The sequence below is a fragment of the Nitrospira sp. Nam80 genome (assembly GCF_965152575.1).
On record NZ_OZ224216.1, the window covers coordinates 2,897,994 to 2,920,349 of the forward strand.

Consider the following 22,356-nt stretch of genomic DNA (forward strand, 5'->3'; position numbering starts at 1 on the left):
TGATGTGACTGGCAAGAGCTGACTCACCGTGTGCGTCTAACCGAAGGAGGCCTGCCATGACACGACAACATTGGGTCCCGATTGCAGGTATCATTTTCACGCTGACCATGTTCGTCGGCGCTCCAGCGGAGTCGGGCGATAGCGACGCTCCCCTCTTACAAGGAGAACGTCACGTCAAGGGGACCGTCGAACAGATTAAAGGGGAACAACTTTAACTCAACACCGGCGAGATGGAGCCGCGTTATATCCCGTTGAAGGGAGCGACAGAGAAGGGATTTCCCGAAATCAAAATCGGCGCTGTCATGGAGTTGACCATCAACGATCAAAACCTGCTCGTAGATTATCACCTGCTGGATGAATCGGGGAAGCCGATAGGACACAAGCACCACATATTGAAAGGGCAGATTGCCCAGCCGCTGGTGATCGGTCATGACAGGGTGCTGATCCGTACCGAAGACGACAAAGAAACGAGTTACAAGATTCGCACCCAAGCACGGTCAAGAGCATGATTTTGAAGTTCGGCCTTCGATGCGGAAAAGGATCGGGGCCTTGCCTAAGGGAGAAGCGATCGTGTTGCTGATCGATGGGGACAACCGGGTGGCCGATGTAGCTGTTCCGCCTGGACAGAAGACGGGAGAGTAACCGGCTTGTCAGAGACAGCTTACGTCGGACGGTGTTTACGTTGCACGCTCCTGGTTGAAGATGCTGCCATGCCACAACCCTCGCGGCCTCACTGTGTCTGTGCAGATAAACTGTGGCGGTGAGGCCCCACACACCGATGACTCATAGCGGAGGAGTCGAAAGGCCGACACCGCACTGATTGAGAGGAAATGCACCATGAAACTCGCACTAATAGGGGCCACCGGCTTTGTCGGATCGGCAATCTTACAAGAAGCCTTGGATTGCGCCCATGAGGTCACGGCCATCGTTCGGCATCCGGAGAAGCTGGCGCCGCGTGCGAAGCTTCATGCCCGGAAAGGCGATATTTACGATGCAGATGAGATGGCAGGGTTGCTGGCCGGACAGGATGCCGTGATCAGTGCGTTTAGCCCGAGCAAGACGGACCCGGATATCAGGGAGAAACACGTGAGCGGGATCAAGGCGATGATCACCGCCATGAAACGGGCCGGCGTCAAGCGACTGCTCGTGGTGGGAGGAGCCGGGAGCCTCACTGTCAAACCCGGACTTCGCGTGATCGATACGCCTGATTTTCCTGAACAGTGGAAAGGGACGGCCCGTGCGACCGCCGATGTGCTGGACTTGTTACGCGGCGAACCGGATCTTGACTGGACGTTCCTCAGCCCCGCGGCAATGCTGCAACCAGGCGCGCGCACCGGAAAGTTTCGGCTAGGCACCGATCAGTTGCTCGCCGATCCGAATGGAAACAGCAGTATTTCCACCCAGGATTATGCCGTGGCCATGATTGACGAACTGGAACGCCCGGCCCATATCCGGCAACGGTTTACTGTGGGCTACTGAGCAACCTCCGACCACTAGGGAATCTCCCCTCTCTGGATAGAACGGGTGGAACGCCGGCCGCCGCTATCGGATCCGCCTGCGCTCCACTCTCGCGAGTACACAACAAACAAGAAAGGAAGACATACTGATAGCGTCCATACAGTGCTCACGATTCAGTCGATGAGAGCTTAGTGTAACGCGGGTTTCTTGAATCGCGAAGCAATGCACTCGAATGTTCCCCTCTTCGGGGGGTAAGGAAAACGGTACGCCACAGGCGAAGGCTGCGGAGGCAAGTGCTTGAGATCCCGGTAGACGTCAACCGACACTTCATCCATTGCGAGGCGAAACATGGAGCGATAGCCCAGCCCCGAGCCGAGCGTGTTGAGCAGCTCGTGAGGGCCGTTCTCTTTGGCTCGGCTCACCATCCGCCGGCCGATTGATTGATACGAATAGAAATGTCCTTTTGCCCATTTCTGTCCCCAGTACAATTCCTCAATCGTCATCTTCGCCGGACGATAGACGACATGTTCTCCGCTGTAGCAGGTCCAGTCCGTCGTCAAGAGCCGGCCCGCCGCTTTGAGCTCTTCAAATAGCCGCGTGCCCGGATAGGGAGTCAGGATGCGCCAGATTGCTCCGCACAACCCCATGCGAGTCGCCCATTCCGCCGTCCGCTCGAAGTCATACACATCCTCGTGGTCCAGACCACAGATGAAACCGGCATGAATATCCATCCCATGGCCGTGAATGCGGCGGATTAATTCTTCATAGAGATTTGCATTGTTTTGCTTGCCCACCGATTTGAGCGAATCCTGGTTGATGGACTCGATTCCCATGAACATCGCGGAGCAGCCGCTATCCGCAAGAGTTTTCAGCATTTCGGGATGATGCGCCACATAGGTCGCGCTCATCTGGCTCATCCACCGCCTGTTCAACGGCTTCAGCGCCAAGCACAATTCCTTGGTATAGGGCGGGTCCGAGAGAAGATCGTCGTCCCAGAACATGACCATCGGCCCTGTCATCTGTTCGACGAGCTTGACCACCTCGGCCGGAGATTTTCTGCGATAGCCGTACTGGCCGCCCCCCAGCGCCAAATGGATCGAGCAAAACGTGCAGCGATAGTTGCAGCCACGGGTGGCAGTCAACGCTTCCCGGAACATGTAACCCTTCGGCAGGAGATCCCAACGAGGAGGTCGCTGATCCCATTCCTGCACCATGTGGGGCATGCGATACAACCGCTCCAGCTTATTGTTCTTGAAGTCATTAAGGAGCCGCGGCAGCGTCAATTCCCCTTCCCCGATCACGACGGCGTCCGCATGGTGGGCCGCTTCTTCGGGCAGCGTCGAGGGATGAATGCCGCCTAATACGATCTTGGCGCCACGTTGACGGAAGAGCCTCGCGACCTCGTAGGCGCGAAATGCTACGGAGGTCGTTACCGTGACGAGGACAAGGTCATACTCGCGGGTAAAATCAATCGGCCCCACGAGTTCGTCTTGAATCTCGATGTCCCATTCCTCCTCGGGTATCAGTGCCGCGAGGGTGGGAAGATTCAAATTGGGCGTGCGGAACAGCTTCCAGACTGTGTCCCACTTCTGCTCTTCGGGATGCGGAATAATGAGACCGATTTTCTGGCGTCCCATGGTTCCCTCCGCGCGATCGTGGCGACAGGTATCTTTGTAGCTCTCGGATCATTCTTCCACGCGAGCCAGCTTCGATCAATGGCGCAATTAAAGATCAGGCGTACAAGTACGACGAGTCTTGCTCAAAGATGGCGCCGCGACTATCGTCATATGAAGGCTTTCACTCTGTTGGAACCGCCGGTCGCCGATCTCAGTAACAGCTGTCGTCGCACAAGGAGGTCATGACATGCCGACGTTCATGAAACCGTATGAGCCCCAGGCGTACGCCCTCCTCCGTATTGTCGCCAGCCTGCTGTTCATCTGGCACGGCAAGCAAGGATGCGGCGCGTGGCGAGACGGTCGGTTTTTCCAGAGCACCATCACCGATGACGCGATAAAAAGTATGAGCCGCGTGAAGCAAGGCAAGCAGTGTAACGGACTATGTGATAGGAGGAATTCCTCGCATGATCGCCTATGTCGCGAACGCCATCAGCCATGACATCTCCGTCCTGGAGCTGAATCAGCGAGACGGCACGATACGCCTGATAGAGAACGTCCCTGCTGCCGGAGAGGTCATGCACCTGGCGATCGATCCCGACCGGAAATACTTGTACGCGTCATTGACCTCGGACCCGCCTTCGGTGAGCAGCTGGGACATCGATTCGAGCACCGGCAAGCTGCGTCCGATACAAACCGTCCCTGCGGTCGACAAGATGGCCTATCTTTTCGTCGACCGGAACGGGCGCTACCTGTTGGGCGCCTCATATTTCGGTGATAAAATTGCCGTTAATGCCGTCGGTGCTCGCGGCGAGATCAGCCCGAAGCCGCAGTTCGTCATCCCGACCGGTAAGCATCCGCACTGTATCGTGACCGATCCATCCAACACGTTCGTATTCGTTCCCACCTTGGGAGCCGATGCTATCCTGCAGTATCGATTCGCCGAGACGACCGGGGAACTCACGCCGAACAGTCCACCGGCTGTTTCGACCCAAAAAGGAGCCGGTCCTCGTCATCTCGTATTTCACCCCGATCGCCGCCGGGCCTTTTGCACCAACGAGCTGAACGGCACCGTGAACATGTATGACCTCAGCAAGTCCGGCACGCTGACCCTGCTCGGCTCGGTATCAGTGATGCCTTCCGGTCACAAAAAAAAGCCATGGGCCGCCGACATCCACGTGAATCCGGACGGACAATTTCTGTACGCCTCCGAGCGCAGCTCGAGCACCATCGCGGCATTTCGAATCAATGACGGCACACTGACACTCATTGGACACTATCCGACCGAGAGCCAGCCGCGCGGCTTCACTATCGACCCCGAAGGTAGATATCTTCTTGCGGTGGGAGAACAGTCCAACGCCTTAAGCACATACGAGATCGACGGGCGGACGGGAGCGCTGCGGCAGCGTGCACGCGTGGATGTTGGTCGAGGGCCGAACTGGATCGAAATCATTGCATTGCCCAAGTGAGCGTTCCAATGCGCGGCGGGCAGAAGTCCGGAAGACACCTTCGCTCGACCTCACGATACCAACGGAACGTTACACGACCCGCCGTGAGCATTACTTTCTTCGCCGTTTCACAGGCCGGAAACAAGGACTGCTCGCGCGAATCATAAGCCAAGCACATGGAGGCTTTTTGCCGTGAAGTCTTTTTCGCATAACAGTTCTCATGCCGTAGCCGCCTATGTCCTGTGTGCGCTGCTCATAGGCTGCGGACGCATGTTGTCTATCGATTATGAACCAACCAATCCCTGGAAGGGGCAAGGCGCGCTGACGGTCTTGCCATTCCGATACCAAGCTGCCGAAAACGATCGAGTAAGACCTCGCGAAGTAGAAACCAACCGGGCCGCCAGGACGGAGTTGTTTCTTTCTCAGGAGATCAGCTCGTTCTTTACGGAAGCGCTCAAAGAGGAATTGGTTCATTCCGGTTACGCTATAGAGAAGTCGAGTCCGTTCGTCATCCGTGGTGCCGTTACACGGTTTTATGTCGATGTGAGAAATGGCGTTGAGCGATTCTTTGAATTGCACGCGACATATACTGTTCAGTCTCACTACCACGCTCCATTTACCTGGGAGTGCTCGTCGCTTCAGTCTGGACCTAATACGCTGGCACAAGACAGTATTCTGATTCGAAAAGGGACCGCGGACTGCATGACACGATTCATTCAAGCGGCGCTGGAGGCAAAGGTTTTATAACGCGTCCCGTCTATTGATTAGTCCCGTTAGGAATTGCAGACTCTCTCACACATGGAATGACAAGACCGTTTTTATCAAGGCGGCGGCATATCATCATAAGGAGGATGAGTAATGACAATACCAGGCACACCATGGGGCGGGATCAGCACGATCGGACAAATCTCCGGAACCCACACATTGCGCTTCCGCGCGAAGCAAAGCGGACTGGCCATCGCGGTCGAACTACTGGCCGCTCACAGCTCCGGCGCGCCGATCGTTGATGACGCGGGCAAATTTATCGGATTCGTCAGCGAGTTCGATCTGCTTGGCGCGATCGAATCCGGTCAGAATTTGGCCACGGTCACAGCGGATCAACTCATGAATAAGGAACACTTCGTCGCCGACGCCTCGACCACCGTTTCCGATGCCATCCGCCTGATGAAGGAAAAGCACTTGTTGATTCTGCCGGTGATCAAGCAAGGCAGAGTGGCCTATTCGGTTACCCGCCACGATTTACTGAGAGCCCGCATCGGTCTCGGGATGGGCATCGAAGTGTGATGCGGCGCGGATGTGCTGTGGTATCAACTCGCATAGACCTGCAATAACGGAGCGTGACCATGGCGCATCTTTTTGAATCGTTCACGATGCGGGACGTGACATTCCAGAACCGAATCGCCGTCTCGCCGATGTGCCAGTATTCCTGTGAGGACGGTGTGGCGAACGATTGGCACTTCGTGCATCTGGGCAGTCGCGCGGTGGGCGGAGCGGGCCTGGTCATGGCCGAGGCGACAGCCGTGACCCCTGAAGGACGGATCAGTCCGCAGGACAGGCCAATCTCGTGCTGCTTGCGCGGGAGTTCTTGCGGGATCCCTATTGGCCGCTGCACGCGGCGCGCGAACTGGGCCATGAGGTCCCTTGGCCCGTTCAATATCTGAGAGCCGCTCCGGACGGATCCCACGCGCGAATGCCGGTGGACCGGAAGACATTGAGTGGCTGCTTCGCTGAACACCATGCGGTGCCGGAAGAGAGCTAGGTAAGAGAGGCGCGGCATCATGGCGACTCGAATCGGGTTCATCGGGCTCGGGCGTATGGGACAAGCGATGGCGGATAATCTACTCACAGCCGGCTATTCGCTGTCCGTGTTTAACCGCACGCCGGAGAAAGCCGCCGGGTTAGTGGCGCGAGGGGCGACGCTCGCGGCTCATCCTACCCAAACGGCGGAGCCCGGCGGCATCGTCATTACCATGCTCGCGGACGATCTCGCGTTGGAGAGCGTTACGTCAGGCACAGACGGATTCCTCGCTCGCCTGGGCCCCCGCGGCGTTCATCTGTCCATGAGCACGATCTCTCCCCGACTTGCGCGTCGTCTCGCGCAAGATCATCACCGGTCCGAGGTCGCCTATCTCGCCGCTCCGGTGTTTGGACGGCCCGACGCAGCGGCAGCGCGCCGGCTCTGGATCTGTGTCTCAGGTCCTCACGAAGCGAAGCAACGAGTACGGCCCGTCCTGCAGGCAATGGGACAAGGCATTTTTGACTTTGGCGAAGAACCCGGCGCAGCGCACGTCGTCAAGGTAGCCGGCAACTTCCTTCTCGCCGCCATGATGGAAGCGCTGGCAGAGGCACTCACGCTGGGAGAGAAACACGGCATCGATCGGAGCGCACTGGCTGATATGTTCTCCAACACCTTGTTCGCCTGTCCTGCCTACCAGGTATATGGCAAAGCGATGGCCGAGGGGCGGTACCAACCTCCGGGATTTACGGTCACGCTGGGACTCAAGGATGTGAACCTCGTCTTGGACACTGCGGCGATGAGCACGATGCCGATGCCGTTGGCCAGTCTCCTTCATGATCGTTTCCTGGCCACGATCGCGAACGGATGGGGACATCTCGATTGGGCCGCCGTGGCATTGGCCGTGGCGCAGGACGCAGGCATGGCCTCTGCTCACATCGGAAAAGAAAAACAATGAGGCGACTGTACTGCCGGCTGCCTCGCTCCCTCAAATCACGGCGCTCCTTATCGGACTTCGACGGCCTGCGCACATCTGAGGCGTTGGTTCAATAGTCCACCGGACCGGCGGCGTTGAGCTGTAGCCTTGATCTTGGTCAAAAAGAACGGTATTGACGAGAGCATGGCGCATCAACGTTCGATGAGACCCTGTTCGCCTGCACAGCCGGAAGCTTGACACGGAAGGGAGAAGACCATGGCAGAGGGAGTGAAGAACAATGGAAAAGTACAGTCTCGTCTTCCCAGGGTGCTGGTCGTTGACGTGGGCGGGACGAATCTGAAAGTGATGGCTACTGGAAAACGCGCACCGCGAAAGGTGCGTTCCGGCCCGACCATGACTGCGCAACAGATGGTGGAATCGGTTCGGCAGCTCGCCGCCGATTGGTCCTATGATGTCATCGCGCTGGGATACCCGGGAGCCGTGCTGCATGGCAGGCCAGCTGTCGAACCGAAGAACCTAGGCGATGGATGGACAGGCTTGGATTTCGAGACGGCTTTCGGTTGTCCCGTCAAGGTGCTCAATGACGCCGCCATGCAGGCACTCGGCAGCTACGAAGGCGGCCGCATGCTGTTCCTGGGGCTGGGAACCGGTTTGGGCTCCGCGCTGATCACCGACGGCGTGCTCGTGCCGATGGAACTGGCGCATTTACGATACAGGAAAGGCCGGACGTACGAGGACTACGTCGGCTTGCGCGGGCTTAAACGGTACGGAAAGAAGAAGTGGCGCCGGTATGTGTGTGATGTGGTGGCGGCGCTCCGAGAAGCCCTCCAAGCAGATTACGTGGTACTCGGCGGCGGCAATGCCAAAAAACTCAAACATCTGCCGGAAGGCGCCCGCCTCGGCGACAACACGCATGCCTTCAGCGGCGGCTTTCGCCTCTGGGAAGAAGCCTGGCAGGACGAGCGTCCTGCCACTGTCGTGAGGAGCGGCCATATGGAAAGAGGCTCGGACGCGGGCCCGACTACGAGGCCATCTCGACGGGGACCCTTTGAGCGGAAGTCGGATGTGAGTCACTCAAGAAGGTAGCCGCTTGGAAAGGAGTACTCATGGTCACGGCGAAATCCGACGCAGTCGTCTTCTTCGGCGCCTCCGGTGATCTTGCATACAAGAAAATCTTTCCCGCTCTCCAAGCCATGGTACGGCGCGGCCATCTCGCGATGCCGGTCATTGGAGTCGCGAAGAGCGAGTGGAGCCTCGAACAATTCAGGAACCGCGCCCGCGATAGCGTGGTGAAGCATGGAGACCTGGATGAGCAGGCCTTCGCACGATTCTCGGGCCTCCTCCGATATATCAGCGGCGATTACCGCGAACCGGCGACGTTCGAGCGATTGCGCAAGGAACTCGGCGCCGCCCAACGGCCCTTGTACTATTTGGCCATTCCTCCGAGCATGTTTCCCACTGTGATCGAAGGCTTGGCGAAGTCCGGCTGCCTCGGAGACCACACGCGGGTGGTGGTCGAGAAGCCCTTCGGCCGAGACCTCGGTTCGGCCCAGGCTCTCAACCGCAAGCTGCGCACCCATTTCCCGGAACAGGCCATCTTCCGAATCGATCATTACCTGGGAAAAGAGCCGGTCCAAAACCTCATCTACTTTCGTTTCGCCAATCCGCTCTTTGAAAACGGCTGGAACCATCGCTACATCGAACGCGTGCAAATTACGATGGCCGAACGGTTCGGCGTGGCGGGCCGCGGCCGTTTCTATGAGGAGGCGGGGGCGATCCGAGACGTGGTGCAGAATCACATGTTGATGGTGATCGCTTCGGTGGCCATGGAAGAGCCGGCCGGAAATGACCATGAGTCGATGCGGGACGAGCGGGCAAAAGTACTGGAGGCGATCCGGCCGCTCAATCCATCGGAGGTCGTACGGGGCCAGTTCCGCGGCTACCGTCGCGAGGAAGGCGTGGCCTCCGACTCGCAGGTCGAAACATTCGCCGCGCTCCGGTTTCACATCGACAACGATCGGTGGGCGGGAGTGCCGTTTTACGTGCGGGCCGGCAAGTGCCTCCCTGTGACGGCGACCGAAGTGGTGGTGCAGTTGAAGCCACCCGCTTGCCCCGTGCTGGATGAAACTGAACGGCCGCTCGCAAATCATTTTCGTTTTCGGCTCAACCCCGACGTGCTGATCGCTTTGGGCACCAAGGCCAAGGTTCCCGGAGAAGCCATGAGGGGAGAACGGATCGAGCTCGTCGCGCGCCATTGCTCCGGCGACGAGATGGACCCCTATGAGCGTCTTCTGGGAGACGCCGTCAAAAGCGATCCCACCCTCTTCGCGCGAGAGGACGGCGTGGAAGCCGCCTGGCGTGTCGTAGAACCGATCTTGGGAGCCGTCACACCGCTGTATGAGTATGAGCCGAACACGTGGGGACCAAAGGAGGCTGATCGGCTCATTTGCGATAGCGGCTGGCACAACCCGCAAGCGGACGCGTGAACGGACAGCGCGTTTCACAGCATTCTCAATGGATTGTTCGGACTATTGAGCGGCGGTTGAAATGCCGGATGGATCATGTGCCTCATCACGCCCCGCTCATGTCCCGGCCACGCTGCCGAGCCGTCATGCATTGCTTGATAGGGATCGTCAATGAGCGTAAGTCCTCATCGTCCTCGGGTCGTCATCGTCGGCGGTGGGTTCGGCGGTCTTCATGCGGCCAAGGTCCTCTCCAATGAACCAGTTGACGTGACCCTCATCGACAGGAAAAACCACCACACGTTCCAACCGTTGCTCTATCAAGTGGCGTTGGGCATGTTGTCGCCCGGTGAGATCGCATCGTCCCTGCGCTATATCTTGCGTCACTCGCGCAACGTTCGAACCATTTTGGCCGAGGTCGTCGAATTCGATAGAGCCGCGCGCCTGGTGAAACTCAGCGACGGAGCTGAACTGCCGTACGAATATCTGATTGTTGCGGCGGGAGCGCGTCATGCCTACTTCGGGCACGATGAGTGGGAGGAGGACGCGCCCGGTCTCAAGACCATTGAAGACGCGGTAGAAATCCGCAAGCGGCTGCTGCTGGCGTTCGAAACGGCTGAACGCCACGCGTACGTGAGCGGGAGGCAAGCCCCGCTCAACTTCGCCGTGGTCGGCGGCGGTCCGACCGGCGTCGAGCTGGCAGGGGCGATTGCCGACCTGGCGCGACTCGCTCTGGCACGAGACTTCAAGGCCATCGATACGACCACCGCACATGTCCGCCTGTATGAGGGCGCCTCGCGCATCCTGGGAACCTATTCGGAAGAGTCGTCGAGGAAGGCCACCCGGCAATTGGAGCAGCTCGGCGTCGAAGTCCACACTGGGAGCATGGTGACCGGAGTCGAACCGGGGCGGATCAAAGTGGGAGACCACTGGATTCCGGCCGATGTGACACTGTGGGCAAGCGGGGTCGCACCCTCGCCGCTGGCCAAGGCGCTCACCACGGACACCGATCGCGCGGGACGAGTACTCATCGAGCAGGATTTGAGTCTGCCCGGACACCGTGAAATCTTTGTCATCGGCGATATGGCAGCGCTCACCGATGCGAATGGGATACCGGTGCCCGGTCTGGGCGCGGCTGCCTTACAGCAAGGGCAAGCGGCGGCAGAGAATATCCTGCGCGACCTGCGCGGCCAGGACCGTCTTCCGTTCCGCTATCACGATCGCGGCATTCTGGCGACGATCGGACGCCATCGCGCGGTGGCACAATTCGGACGCGCAAGCTTTTCGGGCTTGCCGGCCTGGCTCCTGTGGTCGCTGGTCCATATCTTTCTGTTGATCGGGTTTCGCAACCGGCTGGCGGTCATGGCGCAATGGATCTGGGCCTATTTCACACGCCAAGGAAGCAGCCCCTTGATTACGGAGCATTTGCAGAAGGAATCTGATGGCGGGCGAACGGAAAAGAAGTGACGCCATGCCGCTCTTTCGGCTCTGTGCCGCCATTTCGGCACTTCCTTTCGTCACATCCTTTCATTTCGTAGACCACCTCTATCAATCCAGGACTGATAACTTCGGGCTTTCAACGGCATACAAGGTGAATATGATTGCGGTTGATCGGCTGGAACGGCTCCTGCTGATGCGTAGTGGTACGTGGCTAAGGCGATCCTGATCTGAAATGGAGATTTCCATGCGTATCGTGAAGTGGTTCGCATTCTTGATGGTACTTGGCTGTCTCTTGGTGCAACGACCGGACGCGCCGGCTCAGCCGAGGGCGGACAATGAGATCACGAAATTGAGCGAGGGCCTCTATCTGTTCCGGCATCAATTTCACCAATCCATGTTTATCATCACCCCGCAAGGCGCCATCGTCACAGACCCGATCACTCCCGATGCGGCGGCATGGCTCAAAGCCGAGATCAAGAAGCTGACCGATCAACCGGTGCGCTATGTGATCTATAGCCATCACCATAACGATCATATCTCCGGAGGCGATGTCTTTGCCGACACGGCGATTTTTGTGAGCCACTGGGCGGCCAAGCGGCAGATTGAAAAGGAGCCGGATCCGCAGATCCCTGTGCCGGACATCACCTTTACGGATCGCCTGTTCATCGAATTGGGCGGCAAGCGCGTCGAGCTGATCTATACCGGGAGAAATCATTCCGACAACAGCATTGTCCTCCTCCTGCCCCAGGAGAAGCTGCTCTTCGCCGTCGATTTCATTCCGGTTGAAACCGTCGCCTACCGCACGATGCGTAGCGACTATCCCGATGACTGGATCGAGTCGCTCAAGCGGGTCGAACAATTGGATTTCGAGACGCTGGTGCCGGGTCATGGCAACATCGGGAAGAAGGAGCATGTGCGGTTGTTCCGCGGATATCTAGAGGATCTCACCGCCGCGGTGAAGGAGTCGATCCAAAAAGGAATGACTCTGGAACAGGCCAGAGATACCGTGCAATTACCGAAGTATGAGCAGTGGCAACGCTACAAGGAATGGTTTCCCGAGAACGTGGAGGGTGTTTACAGGTATTTCGCTCAATCCCAACGCAGCAACCAGTGACTCGCTCGGGATTCACCACGAATCGCTCGCTGTCATGTTTCGTCGTCCCGTGAAGCGGGACTCATGCGGTCACCATCAACCGTCCGGATGTCCTTAGGTCTCCCCGCCGGCATCTCCCACGCTTCCTTCGGCTTCTCATATCCCTGATCTATTCCGCGTTCAACGCGCTTCTCTTTCTCACCCGGCCGCGCAGCCTGGAAGCAGAAAATCCTTGCTTCGATTCACCATCCTTATCTGGTAGCTTAGGAGCCACGGATGCCTATGTTTCTCGCCTCTCTGGAGACGACCTCCATAAGAGCTGCGACAAGAGCTGCGACGAGACAAGAATGACCGCGACGACCCAACTTGAATCGACCGAAGCTTACCGGCAGAGCGCCGACCACCTGCTGGCCTGGTTGAACACCGATGCGCAACACGGCTTGAGTGACGAAGAGGCCCGCGCCCGCCTCGTGACGTACGGCCATAATGTCTTGACGGTTGAGAAACCCGTTCCTGCCTGGAAGAAGTTTTTCGCTCAATTTCTAGATGTCCTCGTCATTCTGCTGCTGGTGGCAACCGCGATCTCCGCAGGGCTGTGGGTCTATGAGCGGGACTCGGCACTCCCCTACGAAGCGATCGCCATCTTCATCGTCGTGCTCCTCAACGCCGTCCTGGGGTACATTCAGCAGGAACGGGCGGAAGAGGCCGTGGCGGCGCTCCGCCGCATGTCGGCGGCGCAGGCCCGAGTTATTCGTAACGGCGTACGCCACAGCATTCCGGCGGATGAGATTGTGCCGGGCGACATCATGCTTATCGAGGAAGGCGACACGATCCCCGCCGACGCGCGTCTGATCAGTTCAAGCTCCCTGCAAACGGCGGAAGCGCCGCTGACGGGCGAGAGCCTCCCCGTCTCCAAAGACACCGTCGCAATCGCCGAAGACGCGGAGGTGGGAGACCGTCACAACATGGTCTTCAGCGGCACGGCCGCTACGTACGGCCACGGGTGCGCGGTGGTGACCGCGACCGGCATGCAGACGGAGATGGGACGCATCGCCAAGCTGCTGAAGCAGGCCCCGGCCGAGATTACGCCCTTGCAATCGGAGTTGGACCATGCCGGCAAAGTGCTCGGTATCATTGTCGTCATCATCGCGATCGTGATGATCGCCACGATTATTTCAGTGGAGCATGTGCGCAGTCTCTCAGCGGTCATCGATGTCCTCATCCTGGGCGTGGCGCTGGCCGTCGCGGCCGTACCCGAGAGTCTTCCGACAGTGGTCACCGCCGTGCTGTCCATCGGCGTGCAGCGCATGGCGAAACGGAACGCCATCGTACGCCGGCTCGCCGCAGTCGAGACCCTCGGCTCGGCGACCGTGATCGCCTCCGACAAGACCGGCACCCTCACGAAGAACGAGATGACGGTACGCAAGCTCGTCACAGCCGGTGGGAGCGTCAGCTTCAGCGGCACCGGCTACGCGACCCGCGGCCTGGTCCAACCGGACGGCGGAGGATCGCTGGACGGAGCGCTGAGGTTCGAGGTCATGCGCGCGCTGGCGGCCGCCGACCGGGCCAACAATGCCGTCATCCAGGAACACAATGGGGCTTGGACAGCGCAAGGCGATCCGACTGAAGCGGCCTTGATCGTCGCGGCACGGAAGGCCGGGCTTGAAAAGGAACCGCTGGATGCGCGCTTCGCACGCCTGGCCGAAGTGCCGTTCTCATCCGAGCGCAAGCTGATGAGCACCATTCATAGCGACGCAAACAGGCAGGAACGGCTCCTCGCCTTTACCAAAGGGGCGCCGGATATTTTGCTCGCGCGCTGCCCGCATGAATTGGTCGGAGAAGAGACGCGGCCTCTCACAGACGCGCGTCGGGCAGAGATCTTGAAAACCAATGAAGAATTGGCCGGCGAGGCGCTGCGGACGCTTGCGCTGGCGTCCCGGTCCTTGCCGAAAGAGGGATTCAAGGCCGACGAGGTGGATCAACGAGTCGAACAGGACCTCGTCTTTCTGGGCCTGATCGGCATGATGGATCCGCCGCGCGAGGAGGCTCGGGCTGCCGTGACGCGGGCGAAGAACGCGGGCATCCGCGCCCTGATGATTACCGGCGATCATCCGGCAACCGCCGCCGTCATCGCTGAGGAACTCGGCATCGCGACGGCCGGGCGGGCCATGACAGGTGCGGAGATCGAAAAGATGCCGGATGAGGCCCTGGACCGGACCGTTCAAGAAGTGTCCGTCTACGCGCGCGTCAATCCGGAACACAAGCTGCGAATCGTCAAAGCGCTGCAACGCGACGGCAACACGGTTGCGATGACGGGGGATGGCGTGAACGACGCGCCCGCGTTGAAGACCGCCGATATCGGCGTGGCGATGGGAATGGCCGGAACAGATGTGTCAAAAGAAGCGGCCGACATGGTGCTGGCCGACGATAATTTCGCCACGATTGTCGCGGCTGTCGAAGAGGGACGCGCCATCTTCTCCAACATCCGCAAGTTCCTGCGCTATCTGTTGTCATCGAATATCGGCGAAGTGATCACGATGTTCTTCGGCGTGTTGCTGGCTGACGTGATCGGGCTCGCCTCCCAAGGCGACGGCGCCGTCGTGCTGCCGCTGCTCGCGACGCAGATCCTATGGATCAACCTCGTGACCGACGGCGCTCCTGCACTGGCACTGGGAATCGATCCGGCTGAGGCGGGGAACATGACTCGGCCGCCGCGCCCGCGCCATGAACGGGTGATTACTCGTGACATGTGGGCGGGCATTGTCTTCGTCGGCGCGATCATGGCGACGGGAACGCTCTTTGTACTCGATGCGAGCCTGCCCGGCGGCGTGATCGAAGGCTCCGGCACGATGCAGTACGGGCAGACGATGGCCTTTACCACGCTGATCCTGTTTCAGCTCTTCAATATCTTCAATGCGCGCTCTGATAGCGAAAGCGCTTTCGTCGGACTCTTCAGCAATCCGTGGCTCTGGGCGGGCATCCTGTTATCGCTCTTGTTGCAGATGGCCGTCGTCTACATCCCCTTTCTGCAGCAAGCATTCTCGACGGTGAGTCTGAGCGCAGAGGACTGGCTCCGGTGCACAATCGTGGCCAGCTCGGTCCTTTGGCTCCGGGAATTGAGCAAACTGATAGCGAGAGTCAGACGCTGGAAATAGCGCTGCCTGGTTCCTATGACTGCTTGCTTTTTCATGTGTCCGCGCTTAGCCTATCGACTATTAGAGCTAGATTGAATCCATGACCAAGACGACTCAATTAAAGATCGAGCTGGAGCAAGAGGAAGACGGTCGGTGGATCGGTGAGGTGCCGGCGCTGCCGGGGGTGATGGCTTACGGGGAGACGCGTGCCGGCGCGCTGGCCGCGGTCCAAGCCCTGGCTCTTCGCGCGATGGCTGATCGTCTTGAACATAGCGAAGCAGTCCCGGAGGAACTACTGAACCTCTCCTTCATCGCGGCATGAGCCGTTGGCCCTCGACACAGGCCTCCCGCGTTCTTTCCGCTCTTCTTCGCATCGGCTGGCAAGTCAAACGTACAACCGGATCTCATCGGGTCCTTCACCGACCTGGTTGGCCTGATGTAGTGTTCGCTTTTCATGATCGTGATGAAGTCGGCCCGCGCATGCTCGTCCGACTCTCGAAGGTAACTGGTCTCACACCGGAAGATTTGTAGATGGCGGCTCACGCCGGACAGTCCCACGTTTCCTGATCGCGCCTTCCTGTATCCAAACGTCTTCGACTCCTTAGCGATACCATGGCTCCTCCCAAAACAATCCCATTGCGATCTCCACGTGAATCGCTCGGCGGATATATTCTTCTACCACGTTTGATCGATAAGGTCCGCCTCTTCGCCAAAGGGGAATTGCCACAGGCCTACGCCGCCAATCTGCTGGGAGCGGACTACACGCTGGACGGACGATTTCTCGCGTTTACCGGGTTGAACGCCGAGGCATTACGCCAGGCAATTATGTCCAGCCGCTCCGATGATGAGGTGCTCGCCTGGGTGGAGGACCATGCGAAGCCGGCGACCCCGTCCGAAAAACAGGCATGGGCTGAACAAATCGAGCGCTATCGACCCGACGCAGCACTCGCGGGCTATCGGCGGCGTATGTATCCGGACCTCGCGTCAAAGATAGACGTCAATTCAATAAGTGTCCTGGATCTCATCGATCTGGACGAAGGCCGCCTGCCGGTCCAGAGAAGCTAAATTCCTCTGAAGCGAGAGCAAGCCGAGTTAGGCGCCTCCGCACTTCTCGGAGCGCCAACTTGTCCTGAGCATGAGAGGCCGCCAGCAGAATGTGTAGGGAGGCTTTCAAGGAAAGATGAGAATTTGTGATGTGAACCTCGCGAAACACCAGGAATCGAATGCATGCCTTTGGAGCATCATTCACCCGGTTTGCCGAGGCGGATGGCTACTTAGGTGCCGACTTCTGTAATGGAATGAGGTAATGGAACTTCATACGATCGAAGAACCGAAGTTAAAGCTTTTTCTGATGTCTGAAGTCGCCTTAATTTCCATCCCCCTAACTACGCCCGGTGGTGCGACAGGTCTTGCGCCCGATAAAGCCCGAAAGGGTCTGTTCCCATGCGCATGGCTGCTCTCCGGACAGTTCGAATCCACACTTAAAGTCTTTCCTTATGTGTGACTGAAATCATCGAACGTTTCCTACACTTACGATTCCACACAACATAATCAGGAGAGATGGCGGGCGAGAGTTGCAGGGACGGATGGCTGCTCAAACGTAGGCTTTTGTTTCGATATTGGCGACCAACTGAAGATGCAGGGGACCAAACTCAACTCGACCGATCCGTCGCCTGCGAACTCTTCTGTGTCACGCTTTCGTGAGCCGGGCTTCCGCTCTTCTTTTCCGCCGAGGGAATGGGCAGCATCCCGTTGTCCAGGGCCGGCGCAGGCGGGAGTCCGGTAACCTCCAAGATTTCCTTTTCATTGAGCGTCTCCCGTGACAGTAAGGCCTCTGCCAGCGCATCGAGTTGCTTCCGATGCGCGGTCAGCAGGCGCTTGGCCTCTTCATGGCTCTCTCCGATGATTCGCTGCACTTCGGCGTCGATGGTTTCAGCCGTCTGATCGCTGAACGGCTTGGCGCCGGTGAACCCGCCCGCGCCGCCGAGATAAGGATTATCTTGCGGCGCAAGCTGCACCAGCCCGAGCCGATCGCTCATGCCCCAGCGCGTCACCATCCGGCGGGCCAATCCGGTCGCCTGTTCAATGTCGTTTTCCGCTCCGGTCGTCCTGGTGCCGTAGACAATTTCTTCGGCCGCGCGGCCTCCCAGCATGCCGACAATTCTGGCGCGGAGATAGGCTTCCGGGTAATTGTACCGGTCACTCTCAGGACGCTGGTACGTCACGCCGAGCGCCTGCCCGCGCGGCACAATCGTCACACGGTTCACCGGATCGGCGCCTGGTACGACAAGACCGAGGATCGCGTGCCCGCCCTCGTGATAGGCGATCCGCTCCCGATCCGCCTGGCTCATGAGAATCGGCCGTTCCGGACCGAGCACGATCTTTTCCAGCGAGTCGAGAAAATCCTTCTCGCGCACCTCGTTCTGCTCGCGGCGAGCCGCCAACAAGGCCGCCTCATTCACGAGGTTCTTCAGGTCGGCGCCCGAAAGGCCGGGGGTCACGGCGGCAATGTCCGCCAGGATCGTGTCCTTCGCAAGCGGCACATTGCGGGTATGCACTTTGAGGATAGCCTCACGCCCCGTCTTGTCAGGGAGATTCACGACGACGCGCCGATCGAATCGTCCCGGCCGCAGCAACGCCTTGTCGAGCACGTCCGGCTGGTTCGTCGCCGCCAACACAATGATACCTTCCCGGCTCGAGAAGCCGTCCATTTCGGTCAGGATCTGGTTCAACGTCTGTTCCTGCTCGCTCGAACCGCCGATCGCCACCTGGCCGCGCGCGCGACCGATCGCATCAAGCTCGTCGATGAACACAATCGCCGGCGCATGCTCCCGCGCCTGCTTGAAGAGATCCCGCACTCTCGCCGCGCCGACCCCCACGATCATCTCCACGAATTCCGCCGCGCTCATCGAAAAAAACGGCACTCCCGCCTCGCCCGCGACCGCTCGTGCAAGGAGCGTCTTCCCTGTGCCGGGAGCCCCGACCAGCAGCACGCCCTTTGGGGCGGTCCCGCCCAAGCGCGTGTATTTCTTGGTATCCCGCAGAAAATCGACAATCTCCACCAATTCGTTTTCGGCTTCATCGATGCCGGCGACGTCATCGAAGGTGACTTTCGTATCCTTGTCCTGATCGTACCGGCGGGCCGTGCTTTTGCCGATGCCCATCAGCCCCCCTCCCATCAGGCCGCCTCCCTGCTGCGATGCCCGCCGGAAGATCCAGATGTAGAACCCGATGAAGAACAAAGCGGGACCGAAGCTGAACAGAAGCGTGGCCCAGAGACTCCCGCCTTCTTGTATCGGTTTCGCGCTGATCTCCACCTTGTTCTCGATCAAGAACTTTTCCAACCCCGGATCGACGAAGGCGGGCAGGATAGTCTCGAACGTGGTGACGGTGTTGGGCGAAGGGCCGCGAGGTCCCACGCCGCGCTCGCTCGTAGTCCTGGAACCACTGCCGGATGACGAGCCCTTATCGTTTGCCGGCGGATACGTGATCGGCGCCGTGAAGCGACCCGTAATAGTATCGCCCTGACTGTAAATCGCCTCCACGTTGTTTTTTCCCACTTCCTCTTTAAAGAGGGTATAGGGAACCGTGATCGGGGCTTCCGGGCTTGGAACGAGCATCCGCACCAATAAATAGTTGACCGCGAGGGCCAACATGAACCACAGCCACGTTTTGCCCGGCGGCATCTTCATCAGATCGCCCTTTGTGGAGCCGGATCCCCCGTCGGGCGGCTGTGCCCGCCCGGCCGGCTTGGAATCGCCGTTCCGTCTGGTCTGCGGTCCCGTTGAGTTCATGGTTGATTACCCTCCTCCGATACCCAGGGCGGGCTGCATACTGGGCCCACTGAATATGGACAGTATCACTGACACATTCTCATAACAAGCTGCGCCACCGCCGGTTGAACGATTCTCGAACATCTGCGCTAAATGGGCCTGGTGGACCATGTCGTGACATTCCTTACGACTGCGCTCGCGCTCTATGCGCTCCTGACGGGTGTGTTCCTCATTTTGGAAAATCGGCGGCCCCAAGCGACCCTGGCCTGGATGCTGGCATTTATCTTTGCTCCAGGCGTGGGCGTCTTGGTGTACGTGCTGTTCGGTAGAGATCGAAAAGCCTTCAGCAAACAGACCGAGCTGCTCCGGCAGGACCTTGAAGCGAACGCTCTCCCTCTGCTCTCGCCGGTACTGTCTCGCCAGGATACGGAGATCGCGCGCCTCGAAGGACAGAGCGCCGGCCGCCGAAAACTCATGACGCTCGTGAGGCGCAATTCCCATTCCGCGTTGACCAACCGAAATCATGTGGAGATTCAGCAAAACGCGTCCGAGTTTTATGCCAGCCTGATGAAAGACATGGAAGCCGCGCAACAGTCGATCCATCTCCAGTACTTCATCTGGGGCACAGACCCGTTCACCGAAACGTTGAAAGAGATCATGAAGGCGAAAGCGAAGCGGGGCATTGAAGTTCGGCTGCTCTATGATCCGATCGGCTCGCATGCTCACCTCACCCGCGCATATCTCGCGGACCTCCGAGCGGCTGGTGTCCACGTCGCTCCTACTTCGCCCCTCTACCGGTTCCATACCATCAGCTACCGCAACCACCGCAAAATCACAGTCATCGACGGATCGATCGGCTATACCGGAGGCATGAATATCGGACAGGAACACCTCGATGGAGGACCGGGGTTCGACTCCTGGCGTGACACGCAAGTGCGCCTCGTTGGCGAAGCGGCGGTTCTCTTACAGGCGGTGTTCATGGTGGATTGGTACAACGCCGTGAAGGAAAACCTGTTCTCACCCGCTTACTTTCCACCCCTCACGGCTGCCACCCCGCCGGGCGAGGTGCCGGTTCAGATTTTGACCTCCGGCCCCGATTCACAATGGGCGGCGATCCGGCAGCTCTACTCCTTCATGATCGTCTCCGCGCAGCGGCACGTCTACATTCAATCTCCCTATTTCATTCTCGACGCAAGCCTGGCCGAGGCCTTGAGCTCGGCCGCCATGTCCGGCGTCGAGGTGAAAATCATGCTGAGCGCCCGGCCCTCGGGCAACCGGCTGCCCGATTGGGCCGGCAACACCTATATGGCCGAAATCGTCGCAAGCGGCGCGCGTGTCTTCCTCTACCAAAAGGGCTACCTGCATGCCAAGACGATCAGCATCGATTCGAAAGTCTGTTCGATCGGCTCCGCGAATATCGACATTCGCAGCTTCAGTATCAATTATGAATTGAACGCCGTGCTCTACAGCGAGCGCTTCGTCAAAGAGTTGGAACAGGACTTTGAGCGGGACCTCGCCTTCTGTACCGAATTTGATGTCGCGGAATATGAGAAGCGAAGCGTCGCGGTTCGGCTCCGAGACTCGGTCGCGAGGCTGCTGTCTCCATTACTGTAATTCAGGGCCGTGATTCAGTCGTGATCCAATTGGACAGCGACGGCGGCACAGAATGCCTCGCATAGAGATATGCGTGCCCCTATACTGACCGTTCACCACGAGACGAGGATCTCCATGCGGGTATGACGAGAATCGTAATTATCGGAGGCGGATTTGCCGGCGTGGCGTGCGCGAGAACCTTGAGAAAGAAGCTCTCCCCGGAATCCTCCGCTCCCAAGTGAACCGATGAAGACGGCCGGGCCTGGTTCCTTGAACAACTAAAGAGCACGCGTGAAAAAGGAGCCTTATGGAAACACGACGAATCGGATCGCTCACCGTCTCGGTGGTGGGCCTTGGCTGCAACAATTTTGGAGGCAGGCTTGATGAACGCCGCACCGAGGCGGTGGTCAAGGCTGCGCTGGATGCGGGCATTACGTTTTTCGACACGGCCGACATCTACGGCGAAACCAAAAGCGAGGAATTTCTCGGGCGCGCGCTCGGCCGCCGCCGGAGCGACATCGTTCTGGCCACCAAATTCGGCATGCAGGTAGATGCTCAACGGACCGGCGCGAAACCGGATTATGTCCGGCAAGCGGCCGAGGACAGCTTACGCCGGCTGGGAACCGATTGCATCGATCTCTACCAACTTCATCAGCCGGACCCCAAGACACCGATCGAAGAGACACTGGGCGCGCTCGATGAACTGGTGCGGGCGGGAAAGGTGCGCGAGATCGGCTGCTCGAACTTTTCGACAGACGAGCTGCAGGCCGCCGAAAAGGCGGTCCGCCCGGGGGCGGCCCGGTTCATCAGCGTGCAAAACGAATACAACCTGCTCCACCGGGAACCGGAACGCGGCGTACTGGAAGAATGCCGCCGCGCCGGCTTGGCCTTTATTCCCTACTTCCCGCTCGCGAGCGGCCTCTTGACCGGTAAATATCGCCATGGGCGGCAGCCGCCGCAAGGAAGTCGCCTTGAATCCCGATTCGGCACAGAGCCCTTCACGGAAGAGAATCTGTTGCTGGTGGACTCGCTGTTGAAGTTTGCAACGTCGCGCGGCCGCACGCTGCTTGAGTTGGCCATGTCGTGGTTGGCTTCCCGGCCGACCGTCGCATCGGTGATTGCCGGCGCGACTTCACCCGACCAAGTGAAAGCCAATGCCGCCGCAGCCGGCTGGCGCTTGTCCGAGGCGGACCTGGCGGAACTCGAGAACATCTTATCGAAGCCGACCGGGAATCATGTTCATGCGGAACCGACGGGATGAACGCCCGTGAGCGAGAGCCCGCCTTCAACACGCCGCCTTTGCGTGACGTCGCCCTTGTTCAATGTTTCATGGCGGGCTAGGATTTTTTGGGGAGGACCTTTCCATGGACGACAAAGTCAAGGCAACAGATCAACCGGTACTCGCTCGGATCCAGCAACTCGTTGAAGACGAACATCGGCTCTATGAGCAGGGGGAACGGGGAATAGCCGGAGAAACCGATCGTCAATTGCTTGCCAATATTCAAGTGGAATTAGACCGCTGCTGGGACTTGCTGCGCCAGCGTCGCGCGCTTCGCGGAGCCGGTCTCGATCCGGACCAGGCCCAGGCCCGTCCGGCACAGGTCGTGGAGAACTATGAGCAATAGAGGCCTGCGCCCCTTTCGCATCCCAGCCGTCGATATATCTCGCAA

At 59.0% G+C, this 22,356-nt stretch carries 20 protein-coding genes and 1 pseudogene; 19 read left to right on the top strand and 2 right to left on the bottom strand.

What is annotated here, in order from left to right; all coding sequences use genetic code 11:
* Positions 1 to 56 precede the first annotated feature (56 nt).
* From ACWGXE_RS13565 to ACWGXE_RS13575, 3 genes are all read left to right on the top strand, one after another.
* Positions 57 to 215 carry a hypothetical protein gene (locus ACWGXE_RS13565; protein WP_447598317.1) on the top strand — a complete coding sequence of 53 codons (159 nt, stop codon included), beginning with the start codon at positions 57 to 59 and terminating at the stop codon, positions 213 to 215.
* A gap of 15 nt (positions 216 to 230) precedes the next feature.
* Complete coding sequence (locus tag ACWGXE_RS13570; RefSeq protein ID WP_447598319.1) at positions 231 to 509, top strand: hypothetical protein; 279 nt, start codon at positions 231 to 233, stop codon at positions 507 to 509.
* Positions 510 to 837: 328 nt separating this feature from the next.
* Positions 838 to 1,479 (top strand): NAD(P)-dependent oxidoreductase, encoded by a 642-nt coding sequence (locus ACWGXE_RS13575; protein ID WP_447598320.1) that lies wholly within the window; start codon positions 838 to 840, stop codon positions 1,477 to 1,479.
* Positions 1,480 to 1,646: 167 nt separating this feature from the next.
* On the opposite strand, the gene ACWGXE_RS13580 is transcribed toward ACWGXE_RS13575, so the two are convergent.
* Entirely contained in the window at positions 1,647 to 3,095 is a 1,449-nt protein-coding gene (locus tag ACWGXE_RS13580) for a B12-binding domain-containing radical SAM protein (RefSeq protein WP_447598321.1), read from the bottom strand.
* 443 nt (positions 3,096 to 3,538) lie between these two features.
* Between ACWGXE_RS13580 and ACWGXE_RS13585 the strand changes: the two genes are divergently transcribed.
* The 13 genes and pseudogenes from ACWGXE_RS13585 to ACWGXE_RS13645 all read left to right on the top strand — a co-directional run bounded on the left by ACWGXE_RS13585 (position 3,539) and on the right by ACWGXE_RS13645 (position 16,385).
* A complete protein-coding gene (locus tag ACWGXE_RS13585) occupies positions 3,539 to 4,540 on the top strand; it encodes a lactonase family protein (RefSeq protein WP_447598323.1) in 1,002 nt (333 codons plus the stop codon).
* Between the two features lie 171 nt (positions 4,541 to 4,711).
* Entirely contained in the window at positions 4,712 to 5,266 is a 555-nt protein-coding gene (locus tag ACWGXE_RS13590; protein WP_447598325.1) for a hypothetical protein, read from the top strand.
* A 111-nt stretch (positions 5,267 to 5,377) separates the two neighbouring features.
* Complete coding sequence (locus ACWGXE_RS13595; protein WP_447598326.1) at positions 5,378 to 5,803, top strand: CBS domain-containing protein; 426 nt, start codon at positions 5,378 to 5,380, stop codon at positions 5,801 to 5,803.
* A 59-nt stretch (positions 5,804 to 5,862) separates the two neighbouring features.
* A pseudogene (locus ACWGXE_RS13600) lies at positions 5,863 to 6,072 on the top strand (oxidoreductase); the annotation flags it as partial.
* A 225-nt stretch (positions 6,073 to 6,297) separates the two neighbouring features.
* Complete coding sequence (locus ACWGXE_RS13605) at positions 6,298 to 7,212, top strand: NAD(P)-dependent oxidoreductase (protein WP_447598327.1); 915 nt, start codon at positions 6,298 to 6,300, stop codon at positions 7,210 to 7,212.
* A gap of 234 nt (positions 7,213 to 7,446) precedes the next feature.
* Positions 7,447 to 8,277: an ROK family protein gene (locus ACWGXE_RS13610; protein WP_447598328.1), complete on the top strand. Its 831-nt coding sequence runs from the start codon at positions 7,447 to 7,449 to the stop codon at positions 8,275 to 8,277.
* A gap of 20 nt (positions 8,278 to 8,297) precedes the next feature.
* Positions 8,298 to 9,677 (top strand): glucose-6-phosphate dehydrogenase, encoded by a 1,380-nt coding sequence (gene zwf / locus ACWGXE_RS13615; protein ID WP_447598329.1) that lies wholly within the window; start codon positions 8,298 to 8,300, stop codon positions 9,675 to 9,677.
* 150 nt (positions 9,678 to 9,827) lie between these two features.
* Positions 9,828 to 11,120 carry an NAD(P)/FAD-dependent oxidoreductase gene (locus tag ACWGXE_RS13620; protein ID WP_447598330.1) on the top strand — a complete coding sequence of 431 codons (1,293 nt, stop codon included), beginning with the start codon at positions 9,828 to 9,830 and terminating at the stop codon, positions 11,118 to 11,120.
* A gap of 217 nt (positions 11,121 to 11,337) precedes the next feature.
* A complete protein-coding gene (locus ACWGXE_RS13625; protein WP_447598332.1) occupies positions 11,338 to 12,207 on the top strand; it encodes an MBL fold metallo-hydrolase in 870 nt (289 codons plus the stop codon).
* A 326-nt stretch (positions 12,208 to 12,533) separates the two neighbouring features.
* Positions 12,534 to 15,341: a cation-translocating P-type ATPase gene (locus tag ACWGXE_RS13630; RefSeq protein ID WP_447598334.1), complete on the top strand. Its 2,808-nt coding sequence runs from the start codon at positions 12,534 to 12,536 to the stop codon at positions 15,339 to 15,341.
* 79 nt (positions 15,342 to 15,420) lie between these two features.
* Positions 15,421 to 15,642 (top strand): type II toxin-antitoxin system HicB family antitoxin, encoded by a 222-nt coding sequence (locus ACWGXE_RS13635; protein ID WP_447598336.1) that lies wholly within the window; start codon positions 15,421 to 15,423, stop codon positions 15,640 to 15,642.
* On the top strand, positions 15,639 to 15,851 hold the full coding sequence (locus ACWGXE_RS13640) for a type II toxin-antitoxin system HicA family toxin (protein ID WP_447598338.1): 213 nt from the start codon (positions 15,639 to 15,641) through the stop codon (positions 15,849 to 15,851). The genes ACWGXE_RS13635 and ACWGXE_RS13640 overlap by 4 nt, the downstream gene beginning before the upstream one ends.
* Before the next feature lie 81 nt (positions 15,852 to 15,932).
* Entirely contained in the window at positions 15,933 to 16,385 is a 453-nt protein-coding gene (locus ACWGXE_RS13645; protein ID WP_447598339.1) for a DUF5069 domain-containing protein, read from the top strand.
* Positions 16,386 to 16,972: 587 nt separating this feature from the next.
* Here ACWGXE_RS13645 and ftsH read toward each other — a convergent pair.
* Positions 16,973 to 19,114: an ATP-dependent zinc metalloprotease FtsH gene (gene ftsH, locus ACWGXE_RS13650; RefSeq protein ID WP_447598341.1), complete on the bottom strand. Its 2,142-nt coding sequence runs from the start codon at positions 19,112 to 19,114 to the stop codon at positions 16,973 to 16,975.
* Between the two features lie 153 nt (positions 19,115 to 19,267).
* On the opposite strand from ftsH, the gene cls reads away from it, so the two are divergent.
* The 3 genes from cls to ACWGXE_RS13665 all read left to right on the top strand — a co-directional run bounded on the left by cls (position 19,268) and on the right by ACWGXE_RS13665 (position 22,311).
* On the top strand, positions 19,268 to 20,707 hold the full coding sequence (gene cls / locus ACWGXE_RS13655) for a cardiolipin synthase (RefSeq protein WP_447598342.1): 1,440 nt from the start codon (positions 19,268 to 19,270) through the stop codon (positions 20,705 to 20,707).
* A gap of 286 nt (positions 20,708 to 20,993) precedes the next feature.
* Positions 20,994 to 21,947 carry an aldo/keto reductase gene (locus ACWGXE_RS13660; RefSeq protein ID WP_447598343.1) on the top strand — a complete coding sequence of 318 codons (954 nt, stop codon included), beginning with the start codon at positions 20,994 to 20,996 and terminating at the stop codon, positions 21,945 to 21,947.
* Positions 21,948 to 22,050: 103 nt separating this feature from the next.
* On the top strand, positions 22,051 to 22,311 hold the full coding sequence (locus ACWGXE_RS13665; RefSeq protein WP_447598345.1) for a DUF2630 family protein: 261 nt from the start codon (positions 22,051 to 22,053) through the stop codon (positions 22,309 to 22,311).
* Positions 22,312 to 22,356 lie beyond the last annotated feature (45 nt).

What these genes read in the sequence shown, in the direction of transcription:
- ACWGXE_RS13605 (WP_447598327.1), top strand. Translation starts at nt 6,298, where the DNA reads ATGGCGACTCGAATCGGGTTCATCGGGCTCGGGCGTATGGGACAAGCG.
- ACWGXE_RS13630 (WP_447598334.1), top strand. Translation starts at nt 12,534, where the DNA reads ATGACCGCGACGACCCAACTTGAATCGACCGAAGCTTACCGGCAGAGC.
- ftsH (WP_447598341.1), bottom strand. Translation starts at nt 19,114, where the DNA reads ATGAACTCAACGGGACCGCAGACCAGACGGAACGGCGATTCCAAGCCG.
- ACWGXE_RS13570 (WP_447598319.1), top strand. Translation starts at nt 231, where the DNA reads ATGGAGCCGCGTTATATCCCGTTGAAGGGAGCGACAGAGAAGGGATTT.
- ACWGXE_RS13585 (WP_447598323.1), top strand. Translation starts at nt 3,539, where the DNA reads ATGATCGCCTATGTCGCGAACGCCATCAGCCATGACATCTCCGTCCTG.
- ACWGXE_RS13660 (WP_447598343.1), top strand. Translation starts at nt 20,994, where the DNA reads ATGGAAACACGACGAATCGGATCGCTCACCGTCTCGGTGGTGGGCCTT.
- ACWGXE_RS13595 (WP_447598326.1), top strand. Translation starts at nt 5,378, where the DNA reads ATGACAATACCAGGCACACCATGGGGCGGGATCAGCACGATCGGACAA.
- zwf (WP_447598329.1), top strand. Translation starts at nt 8,298, where the DNA reads ATGGTCACGGCGAAATCCGACGCAGTCGTCTTCTTCGGCGCCTCCGGT.
- ACWGXE_RS13610 (WP_447598328.1), top strand. Translation starts at nt 7,447, where the DNA reads ATGGCAGAGGGAGTGAAGAACAATGGAAAAGTACAGTCTCGTCTTCCC.
- ACWGXE_RS13565 (WP_447598317.1), top strand. Translation starts at nt 57, where the DNA reads ATGACACGACAACATTGGGTCCCGATTGCAGGTATCATTTTCACGCTG.
- ACWGXE_RS13580 (WP_447598321.1), bottom strand. Translation starts at nt 3,095, where the DNA reads ATGGGACGCCAGAAAATCGGTCTCATTATTCCGCATCCCGAAGAGCAG.
- ACWGXE_RS13635 (WP_447598336.1), top strand. Translation starts at nt 15,421, where the DNA reads ATGACCAAGACGACTCAATTAAAGATCGAGCTGGAGCAAGAGGAAGAC.
- ACWGXE_RS13575 (WP_447598320.1), top strand. Translation starts at nt 838, where the DNA reads ATGAAACTCGCACTAATAGGGGCCACCGGCTTTGTCGGATCGGCAATC.
- ACWGXE_RS13620 (WP_447598330.1), top strand. Translation starts at nt 9,828, where the DNA reads ATGAGCGTAAGTCCTCATCGTCCTCGGGTCGTCATCGTCGGCGGTGGG.
- ACWGXE_RS13665 (WP_447598345.1), top strand. Translation starts at nt 22,051, where the DNA reads ATGGACGACAAAGTCAAGGCAACAGATCAACCGGTACTCGCTCGGATC.
- ACWGXE_RS13640 (WP_447598338.1), top strand. Translation starts at nt 15,639, where the DNA reads ATGAGCCGTTGGCCCTCGACACAGGCCTCCCGCGTTCTTTCCGCTCTT.
- ACWGXE_RS13625 (WP_447598332.1), top strand. Translation starts at nt 11,338, where the DNA reads ATGCGTATCGTGAAGTGGTTCGCATTCTTGATGGTACTTGGCTGTCTC.
- ACWGXE_RS13645 (WP_447598339.1), top strand. Translation starts at nt 15,933, where the DNA reads ATGGCTCCTCCCAAAACAATCCCATTGCGATCTCCACGTGAATCGCTC.